Genomic DNA, 12,330 nt, shown 5'->3' with positions numbered 1-12,330 from the left:
TGAGCCATTTAGGGTATATAGTATCTTACTTACGCAGCTTCTTTTGTAGTTCATAAAGAACATTCATTGCCTGCAAAGGGGTCATATCCAGGATTTCAAGTCCGTGTAATTGGTCAAGGACCTGCTTCTCCTTTTTGTTTGCACCACTAACTTTCTTCTGTCCAGGCTCTTCATCAAAGAATGATAACTGAGACGCAGCTGCTGTTTCTGCTGCCTGAAGCACGCTTTGTTTGTCTTGCTCATGCTGCAATGTTTCGCGTACAGTTTCTAAGCTCTGCTGACTATTAAGTCCAGATGTAACCGGTGTGTCTGTTTGCTCAAGTATGTGCAGGATCTCTGCAGCACGTTCTATCAAGTCTGCCGGCAATTCGGCAAGCTGGGCAACATGGATGCCGTAACTCTTGTCCGCTGCACCCTCCCTGATTTTATGAAGGAAAACCACTTTGCCGTTTTGCTCAACTGCGCTAACATGTACATTCTTCAATTTTTGCAGTTCATTTTCCAATGTAGTCATTTCATGATAGTGCGTCGAAAACAGCGTCTTTGCGCTGATTTTATCATGGATATATTCAATCATTGCCTGGGCGAGTGCCATGCCATCATAAGTGGATGTGCCCCGGCCGATTTCATCAAAAAGAATCAAGCTATCCTTCGTAGCATTAGTAATTGCGTTCTTTGCCTCTAGCATCTCGACCATGAAGGTACTTTGTCCTGAAACAAGATCATCTGCAGCACCAATCCTGGTGAAAACCTGGTCAAATATCGGCATTACTGCCTCGGACGCCGGGACAAAACAGCCGATTTGAGCCATGATCGCTGTCAAAGCAACCTGGCGCATATATGTGCTTTTACCAGACATATTCGGTCCAGTAATCAGCAGGACTTCGCGTTCATTATCCATATAGCAATCGTTAGGCACATATTCCTGGGCATCCATTACTTTTTCGACAACTGGATGGCGCCCATCCTTCAGGACAATTTTCCTCTCAGATGAGAACACCGGCTTTACGTACTGTCGCTGTTCGCTAAGCTCTGCAAACCCAAGAAGTACATCGAGTTCACTAAGAGCCCTGGCAAGTTTCTGCAATCTAGGAATATATTCTTTGATCGTCTCGCGGATTCCGGTAAACAGCTGATATTCAAGCTCGACGCTTTTTTCCTCGGCAGCAAGGATCAAGTCTTCCTTTTCTTTCAGTTCAGGTGTGATGAATCGCTCTGCATTCGATAACGTCTGCTTTCGTTCATACTGGCCTTCCTGCAAAAGATGCAGGTTCGCCTTCGTTACTTCAATATAGTAGCCAAACACACGATTGTAGCCGACCTTCAAGGACCTTATGCCTGTTTTCTCACGCTCGTCACGTTCAAGCATGGCAATCCAAGTCTTTCCGTTTCGGCTGGCATCACGATACTGGTCAAGCTGGTGATCGTAGCCATCACGGATGATATTCCCTTCCTTCACAGAAATTGGAGGGTTATCAACGATTGCCTGTTCGAGCAGATCGGCCGCCTCCTCGCAAGGATCGAGTCTGTCTGCCATCAGGGATGCTTCCGCATGGGATAGACTCTCCAATATATGCTTTAGGGACGGTACCTGTAATAAAGATCTCTTTAGCTGCATCAGGTCTCTTGGATTTAAATTGCCAAAAGCAACTCTTCCAGCCAATCGTTCAAGGTCGTATACCTCTTTCAACTTTTCACGCAATTCCTGGCGTTCGAAAAACTGTCCGACAAAAAGCTGCACCAGTTCCTGACGGCGGCTGATCTCAGCTTTTTCAATCAGCGGCCTGTTAATCCATTGCTTCAACATCCTGCCGCCCATTGCTGTCATCGTTTCATCAAGGAGCCATAAAAGTGTTCCCTTTTTCGCTGTAGATCGTATTGTCTCTGTCAGTTCAAGGTTGCGCTTCGAAAAATAATCAATTTTCATATACTGCTGAACCTTGTAGACAGATACCTTTTGTAAATGGTCCAGGCTGCGCTTCTGGGTTCGGTACAAATAATTAAATAATCTTGAGGCTGTGTTTTTTAAATGTTCATTTTCCAGGTCTGCAAAAAGTTCGGAAAAGCTTTCTTTTAGATCGGTGTTATCCTCAATTGAAAGCGCGAGGATAGAACGCTCCTTCAGCTTTTTCTGAATTTCCGGCGAAAGCGAGCTTTCAATGACAACTTCCTTTGCTCCAGAGATCGATAATTCGTTAATAAGCTCTTCGACACTACCATTAACTAATGTCGCCCTGCTTTCCCCAGTGGATAAGTCACTGCAGGCAAACCCATATGTGTCTCCAGGAAAAACTGAAACAGTAGCGATAAAATTATTTTCTTTTTCTAAAAGACCTCGCCCCTCCATTACTGTTCCTGGAGTGATCAGCTGGACAACTTCCCGCTTAACTACCCCTTTGGCAGTCTTCGGGTCTTCTGTTTGTTCACATATAGCGACTTTGTAGCCTTTGTTAATCAGTTGTTCAATATAGTTAGGAGCTGAATGATAAGGAACACCGCACATCGGAATCCGGTCCTCACCGCCGCCCTCTCTGCTTGTAAGTGTTATTTCAAGCTCCTGAGAGGCCTTTAATGCATCTTCGAAGAACATTTCATAAAAATCTCCCAAACGGAAAAATAAAAAGGCATCCTGGTAATCCGCCTTCACTTGCAGGTATTGTTTGATCATAGGGGTATATGTAGCCATATTATCCTCCAAAATTCACTTTGCTTTATTGTTAGGGTTGGGCAGAGATTCTGCCACTCCCTTTTGATTTTATCATTTTTAGGTAATGCCAGTTGACCTGCTTTTACCCTTTTCACCACATTCTCTCATTTTCGGGCAATGCAGCGCCTCTGCTTTTACCCGAATAAGTTGATTCCTTCTTATTCGGTCAATCCAAGTATCAATTTTCGTCTATTACTCTAAATATCTATTATAACTCGACAAAATATAATTTTCGATAGAATCCCCTTAAAAAGAATTACCAGTCCACAAATGGACTGGTAATCATCAATTATATTTCATTCTTTTCAGGCCGATTGTGAAAAATAGTAAGCTGAATGCAAGCAAGATTAAAGCTGAATTACGGATGGCGGGAATATAAAGGCTTCCACTGACAATTTCACGGAATCCTGTAATCATCCAGCTCTGGGGCACAGCCTTGGCTATTTGCTGCATGAATTCCGGAACAATTTCCAGTGGCCAGTATACACCTCCCAGCATACATGTACTGACGATCAACACCGCACTTAGTGCACTTGCCTGTTGTCTCGTCTTCACGATACTAGCCATCATCAGGCTAAAGCCGACAATCGTTATAATCACCAGTGCTGCAAATGGAACAAAGTAAATCAAATTACCCCACATGGCACCATAAATAAAATTCATCACGACCATGAGGACGAATAATTGGATTGCCCCCATCATGAAATATGAGAATAAATATCCTATCATCACCTGGACCTTCGACGTTGTTGACGTGAGCAGACGCTGCCATGTTCCTCCGATTTTTTCATCCAGAATGGCTGAAGCCGCTCCAGAAATCCCAAACATCATGAACATGATGGTAAAGCCAATCGCCAACATGCCGACCGAACCAGTTTTCGATTCTTCTTTTTGAATAACTTCACTGCTTATATCCAGCGTTTCTCGCCCTGCTGCTTGATCGAGTATAGCGTTGACGGCGACTGTATCTTGTTCGGGAACCATTTCAAATGTTTGAATAACTGTCCTTCCTACACCCTCTATATAACTGCTTAGGGCTAGATATTCCTGTGTTTTTCTTTGGACAACGATTTGAAAAAGCGGCTTTCCCAATTCCATATTCTCAGCTATTGATTCTGCAATAAGCACCGCTGCAATGGCTTCCTGGTTCTCAACTGAACTCCGGGCTTGTTTTTCATCTGCCTTGAGCCATGAGTATTGGTCATTTGAGGACATTAGATCCATGATCCTGCTGTTACTTTCATCCTCTGCAGCAACCATAAGGACGAGAGGTTTATCTTGTGAAGATCCTCCAGCGCCAATCCCTCCAAAAATTATACTGAACATGATTGGCATAATGAACATCAAAACGATTGCTGATGGTGTTTTAAACAAGGTTTTTAAATGCAGAATTGCGATAGACATAACTTTACGCATGGTAAGCCCTCCTTTTAGCGGAAAGGGATACAAACGCAATTATTAGTGATCCGAGACCAATCGCGAGTAAAATGCCGGCTTCAATCAAGACTTGCCATAGATTTTCACCAGACATCAACTCTAGGAATGTTTGGAGTGCAAGGGCATTGGGAAGGATTTTCACGACCGAATTGACCCAGTCCGGAAAAATATATAATGGGACCATGCTCCCTCCAACTGCCGCCATTATTTGAGTGGCGAGCATGCCGGCAGCATTGAATGTTTTCTCCGTTTGGACAAGTGTACCAAGCAACACGCCCAGCCCGCATACGCTAAAAACAAACGAAAATCCGACAATCATCACACCTGTCATCGATTCTCCCCATTGAACATGATAAAGGTACCGAGTCCCTATAATTATGATCAAAAATTGGATGGAAGACATAAACAGGAGGCCAATAAACTTTCCGATTAAGTAATGGTGATTTGACAGTTTTGTAACAAGCAGACGATTATATACATCTTGTTCCTTTTCTTCTATCATGGCGCTTACTCCTGTAATTACCGTCATCAATAAAAACATGACACCCATACCCGCGGCATAATACTGGAAAGACCCTACTGGTTTTTGATCTCGTTTTATCGCTGCTTCTTCAACTATATTAATATCAGCATCCTTGAATTGAGACATAGCCGGCAAGGCATTACTCATTCCGGATGGTCCAGCAACCTCCACGGCTATTACATTTACGGCAGCACTTTGAGTGAATTGCACCACGACATTCTCGACGATCGATGACTGAATCGAAGCGGATGGAATGGAGATGACTTTCACTTCAGATTTCCCACCTGTAATGATATGATGTGAAAAGTCCCGCGGAAGAATGATTCCGACGGACAATTTCTGCTGCTTTAAATTTTCCTCCAGCTCCTTTTCAGTCATTGCCTCTGCAGAAATCAGGTCGGGAAGACCTTTCATGAATACTTCTTCTGCCAAAGCGTTGCCTAGTTCACCTTCATCAAGATTGACGATACCTACCTCGAACTTTTCAATGGAGGCCACTTCTTCTTCACCCATCATATTGCCAAAGGCTGCCCCCAGGATCCCAATCAATAAGATTGGCATGAAAACAAGAGTCAACAATGCCTTCCGGTCTCTTCCCATAAGGAGCGCATCTTTCAATGCCAGCCACCAAAAACCCATTTTCATAACCTCCTTAATCCCTTAAGCTCCGGCCAGTGAGATGGAGGAACACACTCTCGAGATTGGGTTCAACTATTTCAACTGAGGCCATTTCAAAACCCGCACCTGTAACCGACTGGATCAATTCACTTAGTATTTTTTGTGGTTCTTTATGAAAAATGGCTAGCTCATTTTGATTCATTACGAGGTCCTTTTCAGGTATCTCCGAACTTATGATTGACTTTATGCTTTCAAGTTCGACTGTTCCGGAAAAGTTCATGACAATACGAGAACGATCACCGATTGTTTCCCTTAATTGCGAAATAGTACCCGAAGCAATGAATTCTCCTTGATCCATAATGCCAATATTTTCACAAAGATACTCAACTTCCTCCATATAGTGACTTGTATAGATAACTGTCATCCCTTCACCATTTAACTTTTTAACCGTTTCAAGAATGTGACTGCGAGATTGGGGATCTATCCCTACGGTGGGCTCATCCATGATCAATAGCTCGGGATTATGTAAAATTGCACCCCCGATATTTACCCTCCGCTTCATTCCTCCTGAAAAAGTTTCTACTTTTTCCTTGGCACGATCAGCCAATCCAATGATTTCTAGCACATCATTAATTCTTTTTTGCAAGTGGTTTCCCCTTAAACCGTACATTCTTCCCCAGAATGACAGGTTTTCCCTAGCACTCATGGTTTGGTATAGAGCAATTTCCTGAGGAACGATTCCTAAAAGCCCTTGCCCACGCTTTGGCTGCCTGACCATATCCATGCCAGCAATTTCAATGCTTCCTGAACTCGGTGGAAATAACCCTGTAATCATTTGGATCGTTGTTGTCTTTCCTGCTCCATTGGGGCCGAGGAGACCGAAAGACTCACCCTTTTGGACGGAAAAAGAAACATTCTTGACTGCCTCGAAATCTTTAAACCTCTTAGTCAATTGCTTCACTTCCAAAACTCCCAACCAAAACACCTACTTTCGACCTATATTGATTTTATTATCTCAAAAATTCACGTCTCATGAAATAAATTCCAATTAATATATGAATTTATTTAGAAAAAATTCTAATGAACTAGAAGTCTTATACATTGGTCAAAGAACAAAAAGCGCAAGAGCCTCGTTCAGCCCCGACAAACGCTGGAGGGCAGACCGGTGAAGTCGTTCTTTGACTTCAATGGGCTGACCGAAAACGAAATGTATAGCCGACTGCCCAGAAACGCAGAAACTGGAGACTCCGACAAAGAAGCGCTTTTTGCTTCTGACGGCGGAGTTGAAGTTTCGGAGTTTCTAGGAGGCGACACAAGACAAGCGACTCGAAGGGCTAGGCGCTGGAGCTGGATTAAGATAACTCATATAGTTATCCACAACGAAATTAGTTTATAATTTCCTGGTAAGCAACAAAAAAGCAAGACATCAGTATGTCCTGCTTCTAACGGTGGAATACATTATATTTCCGTGCAGTTTCTACCCATTCATATCGCTTGTGTGTCCCTAGCTTCTCTCCGATTTTCTGTCGATGGTTCTCAACTGTTTTGACTGATATATCAAGCCTTTCAGCTATGTCTTTCTGGGAATATCCCTTAACCGTAAGGATGAATACCTCTTTTTCCCGCTTGGTGATCGGAAGGTCAACCAGATTGAATTGGTCACCCTCTGTATCATCCTCCCATATATGTGTATTGAACACCTTTTGGTTCGCTAAAATTTTATCAAGAGATTGGATAAGATCGTCGCGCTTCAGCTGCTTGATTAGATAGCCGTCAGCTCCCGCTTCATACGCCTTCTTTTGATACCCGATATCATCATGCATCGAGAAAATGACTATTTTTGCGTCCGGGAGGAGTTTCCGAAGCCTTTCCAACGTCGTCAACCCATCCAAACCGCCAGGCATCGAAAGGTCGAGAAGAACCAGATCGGCAGGGAAATCAACCGCGGCTTTTACAGCTTCATAGCCATCGCAGGCACAAATCCTCCCATCAATGCAAAAAGATTGCTGCAAAAGCATGCTCAGCCCATCCCGGACGATTTCATGATCATCGATAATCATTAGGTTCATCTTACCTCTCCCCTTCCACTTTTGTTAAAGACACAAACCCTTCTACCCTTGTAGGCCCGCCTTCCTTGCTCATCCACTTAATGTCCCCATCAAGCATTTTGCAGCGCTCGTACATATGCTTCAAGCCGAGCCCTTTCGTTTTACATCCTCCTGCAATAAAGCCATTGCCATTATCAAATAACTGAAAAAAGATATATTGATAGTATGTCTTCAAATGAATGGAGAAATAGGTTGCTTTGCCGTGGCGAACCGAATTGGTGATGCTTTCCTGGATGATCCTGAATAGATGGAGTTCTTTTTCTGGATCCAGTTTCTGTTCCTTATCGAGCTCCATCTCCAAAAAAATTTCTATCTGGTATAACTTTCTCCAGTCCTTTACTGCTTGCCGAAGTGATTTTTCCAAACCTATGTCATAAACGATCTCAGGCCTGAGGCTTTTTGTCAGGCGTTTAATATCTTCCAGCGTTTTTCCCATGACATTAACCATGTTGGTGACATGGTTCTGATACTTATCTTCGCTAATGTTCTGTTTAATAACCTCTAGTCCAAGAAATATGCTATAGACACTCTGTCCAATATGGTCATGCAATTCCATGGCAATCCTTTTACGCTCTGCCTCCTGAGCGAGCAGCGTTTCTTGTACAAGCAGCTCATGGAATCGTGCCCGCTCACTATTTTCATTCTGGACTGGAGGCCGTATCCTTAGGAGATAATATACATTTTCCGATATAGTCATTTTTTTTAAAGACATCTCAAATTCTTCAAGTCCCTCATATACTGCCAGATGGGAGTTAAAAAAAGGTATTGGATTATCAGCGGTCAAGATACAGCGATTTTCATTCTCTTCCAGCTCTCTTTCCTGGCAATAAGTACAATAAGGTACTTTCTCTCCAAGTTTCCAGCCGGTCATTTCAACCGCTTCTTCATTAAGATAATGAATCGTACGATCTTTATCCATAACAATCATGCCCTCAGGCAGATGGTCGACAATTTCTTCCAAAATTTCTTTTTGCATCAACATAATTGATCCCTCGCTAAAGCATCTCTTCGTAACAACTCCATTTTAACCTCTATTTAAACTGATACTTCGCCATGTTTATTAACATTAAGTGAAATCTCCAGCTATTTATTTCTCCATAAAAAAAGACCCAATAAGGGTCAGAGTCTTCTACTACAATCAACAAGATGTAAAAACAACATTAAGCTTTAACAGAGCCAAAGTAAAAAACAGGCTGAGCTCAGCCTGTTCAAAAGTTATGCCATCATTTCAACGTTTTAAGAACTTCCTCAATATCTTCATTGGTCATTTCAGCTGCCTGAGTCATTGTCCTGACATCCTTCGATGCCCAGTAATCGTATAAACGTGCCAGGTCGTTACGATTATAGACCTGATTACCATAGTGGCTGTAGAAATAGGCAACCAATAGATTGACAACATTGGATGGTAGTTTGTTTCGGGTTGAAATTGACCTTAGTGCAATATTCTCAAGTCCGCGGATGTTATTATCAGTGAATTTTTCAACCACTTCAATTGGCATAGCATCTTCACAAAATGAAAGGAATTCTGGATCGGTTAATAGTTTATTCATTTGAAAATCTCCTGCTTAATTTATTTATTCAGATTGTTTCCAGCGCGTCCTCTATAAGTTCAATGTCCTTTGATATTGATTGTTTTAATGTGGCACTTTCACACCGCTGGTATTCCTTATGAAGTCTTCTAAGTTCTTCGTAAAAGATCCGATATTCATAGTTGTTAATCATAATCGCCCTCATTACTTTTTTACTGTTCTAAGAAATATTTTCCCATTAATACCTATTGTCAAACAAATAAATAACGAGGATGTGATTAAGCTAACATTAACATTAAGCAGGCGAGATAGGGAAGAGGTAATTTGGTTCATTTGAATTTTCCAACAAAGCTGTTTTAAAATGAATTTTTCCATCAGTCAAATCAGCGATGTTTTACCTTGATTTCATCAATCAAAGCCATAGCCTTTTGAAGGGCCCAGGCCTGATGTGCATGAAATAACATATTCGCTGCTGCGCCAGTTTCAACCCACCTGAGTTGATGGTCAGCCTCCACAGGTTCCCCCGCCTCTCCGGCTATTTCCGCAAAATAAAAATGCCCTTGACCAAGATAATATTCAGAATCCTTTCCTGAATAAAAATAGCGCTGTGCTTTTCCAATCCATTCTCCAATTTCAAGCAACTTTCCCATTTCTTCAAGACCTTCCCTTACTAAACACTCCTCATGACTTTCACTTCCTTCCAATCCACCGCCTGGAAGGAAGTACTTCCCATCTCCCGTCTCTATCAAGGCAATCATATTCTTATGTTCATTAAAAATTATTCCATAAACACCTTGCCGCAGGGTATAACTTATTCCTGATTCCATTTCTCCAAAAGTAATCACTTATACACCTCTTTAGGTTAAAAATTCATTATATATTTTATGGATGTGACCGCTACAGGCGAACATTCGACTATAAATGCTACAAGCTGAACCTACTCAGATTCAGCTTACTTTATTCCTATATGGCAAACAATGGCTGTTTTGAGCGTTAATTGTTGCTCTAACACTTTCACCGGCAACCGTAATCTTAAAGGTTTCACCCCTTGGCAACATAGATATGTACCGGGATAAGGTTAAGTTGTATTTAGAAAAGAAGGTTAGTAAAAGAAAAAATCTGTGTTCTTAGGAGTGATCGACTGGATACATGCAGCCTCTTCCGCATTCTTGGCAGTGATTGCAAATTCCGTAGCCCAATGGCCGGAATGGAAAATGACTTCGCCCTGCACAATAAGATTTACAGTGAACCACTTGAATTTATGATTCTTTTCATATTTGTTCAGAAGTATATCTTGTGCGCTTTTAGCATTGGCGATTTTAAAAACAGTCATGTGGTCGCTGACGTGGGCAGAACTATTAAGTATAGTTTGAACTTCCTGGATTGCATCCTGTTCTTCATTCCAGCAATGAATTTCTACAGTATCGGTTCCTTTAAGGAAATGAGAGATTAATGGTTTCCAATACTCATAATCATCAGGAAGCGGAAAGGTAGTGTCCACTTCCTCAGAATAACTCCAAGGTATCGTAAATTGTACCTCCATAAACGTCATCCCTCTTTTACATAATCGTTGGAAATAAAATTCTGTTTTTTTGTCTCATATCCCTTCTTTTTTGGTTCACTTATTCCTTTAAAATATGTTTATATTTTTCATACGTCTTTGATTGCATCGCTTCAGTTACTCGAGGCGTAAAATCACCATCCACATGTTCAACAACCATATTTTAAAGAATCTGCATCCTTACGTCTTGATAAGACATCTGTATATGGATGTTTTTTACATTCATGTCTTTCATCATTAGAGCAGAATTGAAATTATCGCTTCCCATAAGTTTTGAAGCCGCCCTTGTTTCCAGTACAATGTCTTTTTCCTGTTCGGAGAGCTGCAGCATTTCAGTATTAATCTGTATATCAGGCATTTCAGCGAGCTTTACTTCTCCTTTGCGGTTCGGATCTATAAGTTCAAGCATCGCTCTCACATGCTCCCTTAGCATCTCGATATTTAACTGGATTAGTTTCTTTAATTCCTGATTGTCCACAATTCCCTTGAATATCCTTAACTTCTGTTACCCCTTCATGTGTCGGCAAATGTTCAGCCATGATTCCTAAATCAGCAGCAGGCAAATTCATCATAATAATCCTTCCTCGTTCATCATAGGCAGTATATTCAGATGGTTACTATCTGTTCTAAGATTATTAGAAGGATTTTTCCATATTTTAGAGAATTAGTAGATTAAATATGTGAAAGGATAAATTGGTATGTTAATTAGACTGGAAAGTATAACTCGGATGATTGTATTTATTTTCATTTTATTTTCTTTAGTAGATTACTTTTTTGAGCTAACCTGGATTAACCAGCAAAGCCCATACTTTTTTATGCCAGTCCTGATTTTGGCGATCAGCAATATAGCGCTTCAATTTATTAATTTTTCTATAAAGAAAAAGCGGAAGAGTTCAATTGATACTTAAAAGACCTGGACGTGTTTAGTCCAGGTCTGCTTGCTTTTTTTATAAAAATATTACCGGTACTGCTGCTGCCAGTAACAGATAGCGCAGGATAAATCCGCCTGCGAGTACGGCACTTTCTGTGATCAAGGTAGCTGTAATTCCGTGAGATCCGGAAGCTGCTACTTCCAGTCCCGCCTGGCTCTGATGAAGTTTACTCGAATTCCATATTTCGAGAGCCTCAATACCAATTGGAACCATCAATCCGATAACAATCAGACCCAACCAGAATAGGATACTGTACTCACCGGAAAGCAGCATGGCAACAGATTGTGCTGCTGACTCATTGGTCGATGAAGTGATCAGGAACATTGTGAAAATCAGGAATACTTCTGAAATCAGCAATGTTAAGTGAATTTTTTTGATGGACATCACATGATGAATCACCTTTTTATCCATGATTGCTGACACTAGCATTGTACCGGCAATCCCTGTTGAGAATGCCGACACGACGAACAGGATTGGCAAAATTGCAGTATTCCATAGTGGCACAGCCCCAATGACACCAATCAGGAAGCCGGTGTAAATGGCTGTAGCGACAGCAAATACGACGCCGACGTACTCCACAATTTTGTTGGTATCTTTTTTCAGCAATTCCATCAAGGCGATGTATGCTGCAGCCATCATGAAAAAGCTAATGAAATAAGTACCGATTGTCATGACTGAACTAAAATTTGTAAACAAATAGATGAACCGCAAAGGATCCTTAAGCCCCGCTTCTGCATCGACAATTAGAAGCAATAGTCCAATGCCCATAAGTATCGGGCTGATTAACCTTCCGACAACCCTGACTGTTTTGGCATCAGGATATTTCCTTGCTGCATAGGAAGATGTTAAAAACGCACCGGCACTAAGTCCAGCAAGGAATAAATAGGCAGCGATAATTGTTCCCCAAACCATTAT

Annotated in this window: 14 protein-coding genes; 1 reads left to right on the top strand and 13 read right to left on the bottom strand. The window is 41.6% G+C overall.

The window, feature by feature from the left end; all coding sequences use genetic code 11:
* Nucleotides 1–25: 25 nt before the first annotated feature.
* From mutS to CD004_RS08030, 4 genes are all read right to left on the bottom strand, one after another.
* Nucleotides 26–2,686 carry a DNA mismatch repair protein MutS gene (mutS, locus tag CD004_RS08045; protein ID WP_102262275.1) on the bottom strand — a complete coding sequence of 887 codons (2,661 nt, stop codon included), beginning with the start codon at nucleotides 2,684–2,686 and terminating at the stop codon, nucleotides 26–28.
* Between the two features lie 306 nt (nucleotides 2,687–2,992).
* Nucleotides 2,993–4,123, bottom strand: coding sequence for an ABC transporter permease (locus CD004_RS08040; RefSeq protein ID WP_102262274.1), 1,131 nt, complete (start codon nucleotides 4,121–4,123; stop codon nucleotides 2,993–2,995).
* Entirely contained in the window at nucleotides 4,116–5,306 is a 1,191-nt protein-coding gene (locus CD004_RS08035; protein WP_102262273.1) for an ABC transporter permease, read from the bottom strand. The genes CD004_RS08040 and CD004_RS08035 overlap by 8 nt, the downstream gene beginning before the upstream one ends.
* Before the next feature lie 13 nt (nucleotides 5,307–5,319).
* Nucleotides 5,320–6,252: an ABC transporter ATP-binding protein gene (locus CD004_RS08030; protein ID WP_233435020.1), complete on the bottom strand. Its 933-nt coding sequence runs from the start codon at nucleotides 6,250–6,252 to the stop codon at nucleotides 5,320–5,322.
* Between the two features lie 198 nt (nucleotides 6,253–6,450).
* Here CD004_RS08030 and CD004_RS08025 point away from each other — a divergent pair, with 198 nt between their 5' ends.
* Nucleotides 6,451–6,681: a hypothetical protein gene (locus CD004_RS08025; RefSeq protein ID WP_102262271.1), complete on the top strand. Its 231-nt coding sequence runs from the start codon at nucleotides 6,451–6,453 to the stop codon at nucleotides 6,679–6,681.
* A 46-nt stretch (nucleotides 6,682–6,727) separates the two neighbouring features.
* On the opposite strand, the gene CD004_RS08020 is transcribed toward CD004_RS08025, so the two are convergent.
* From CD004_RS08020 to nrfD, 9 genes are all read right to left on the bottom strand, one after another.
* Nucleotides 6,728–7,354 carry a response regulator transcription factor gene (locus CD004_RS08020; RefSeq protein WP_102262270.1) on the bottom strand — a complete coding sequence of 209 codons (627 nt, stop codon included), beginning with the start codon at nucleotides 7,352–7,354 and terminating at the stop codon, nucleotides 6,728–6,730.
* Nucleotide 7,355: 1 nt separating this feature from the next.
* Nucleotides 7,356–8,375: a sensor histidine kinase gene (locus tag CD004_RS08015; RefSeq protein WP_102262269.1), complete on the bottom strand. Its 1,020-nt coding sequence runs from the start codon at nucleotides 8,373–8,375 to the stop codon at nucleotides 7,356–7,358.
* A gap of 241 nt (nucleotides 8,376–8,616) precedes the next feature.
* Complete coding sequence (locus CD004_RS08010) at nucleotides 8,617–8,943, bottom strand: hypothetical protein (RefSeq protein ID WP_102262268.1); 327 nt, start codon at nucleotides 8,941–8,943, stop codon at nucleotides 8,617–8,619.
* 28 nt (nucleotides 8,944–8,971) lie between these two features.
* The gene (locus tag CD004_RS24030) at nucleotides 8,972–9,115 is read right to left on the bottom strand and encodes a hypothetical protein (RefSeq protein WP_170029957.1); all 144 of its coding nucleotides are present in this window, start codon (nucleotides 9,113–9,115) and stop codon (nucleotides 8,972–8,974) included.
* Between the two features lie 190 nt (nucleotides 9,116–9,305).
* On the bottom strand, nucleotides 9,306–9,767 hold the full coding sequence (locus CD004_RS08005; protein WP_102262267.1) for an NUDIX hydrolase: 462 nt from the start codon (nucleotides 9,765–9,767) through the stop codon (nucleotides 9,306–9,308).
* A 257-nt stretch (nucleotides 9,768–10,024) separates the two neighbouring features.
* Nucleotides 10,025–10,465 (bottom strand): hypothetical protein, encoded by a 441-nt coding sequence (locus CD004_RS08000; RefSeq protein ID WP_102262266.1) that lies wholly within the window; start codon nucleotides 10,463–10,465, stop codon nucleotides 10,025–10,027.
* 181 nt (nucleotides 10,466–10,646) lie between these two features.
* On the bottom strand, nucleotides 10,647–10,892 hold the full coding sequence (locus tag CD004_RS24285; protein WP_233434960.1) for a hypothetical protein: 246 nt from the start codon (nucleotides 10,890–10,892) through the stop codon (nucleotides 10,647–10,649).
* Nucleotides 10,885–11,055 (bottom strand): hypothetical protein, encoded by a 171-nt coding sequence (locus CD004_RS24280; RefSeq protein WP_233434959.1) that lies wholly within the window; start codon nucleotides 11,053–11,055, stop codon nucleotides 10,885–10,887. Before CD004_RS24280 ends, CD004_RS24285 begins: the two co-directional genes overlap by 8 nt.
* A 375-nt stretch (nucleotides 11,056–11,430) precedes the next feature.
* The gene (nrfD, locus tag CD004_RS07985; protein WP_218973335.1) at nucleotides 11,431–12,327 is read right to left on the bottom strand and encodes an NrfD/PsrC family molybdoenzyme membrane anchor subunit; all 897 of its coding nucleotides are present in this window, start codon (nucleotides 12,325–12,327) and stop codon (nucleotides 11,431–11,433) included.
* Nucleotides 12,328–12,330: the final 3 nt, after the last annotated feature.

Origin of the sequence: Mesobacillus jeotgali (genome assembly GCF_002874535.1) — a bacterium.
GTDB lineage: Bacteria > Bacillota > Bacilli > Bacillales > Cytobacillaceae > Mesobacillus > Mesobacillus jeotgali.
This window is presented reverse-complemented; position numbering and strand designations above follow the sequence as displayed.